Genomic DNA, 284 nt, shown 5'->3' with positions numbered 1-284 from the left:
GTCTTGTGAACCTGTTCCTGGAGTTGTTTCACCGTTTGAACCTTGGTTTTCTGTTCCTTGGTCTTGTGAACCTGCTGTTCCTTGGTCTTGTGAACCTGCTGTTCCTTGGTCTTGTGAACCTGTTCCTGGAGTTGTTTCACCGTTTGAACCTTGGTTTTCTGTTCCTTGGTCTTGTGAACCTGTTCCTGGAGTTGTTTCACCGTTTGAATCTTTGCTATCAGTTGAACTAGAACCGTTATCGGTTGTAGTACCACTACCATTAGACTCACTATTGACATTAGCGT

Annotated in this window: 1 pseudogene; it reads right to left on the bottom strand. The window is 44.4% G+C overall.

What is annotated here, in order from left to right:
• Positions 1-284: pseudogene (locus tag N9R85_RS03945) on the bottom strand (hypothetical protein); the annotation flags it as partial.

Origin of the sequence: Mycoplasma sp. CSL7503-lung, from assembly GCF_025515455.1 — a bacterium.
GTDB lineage: Bacteria > Bacillota_I > Bacilli_A > Mycoplasmatales > Metamycoplasmataceae > Mycoplasmopsis.
This window is presented reverse-complemented; position numbering and strand designations above follow the sequence as displayed.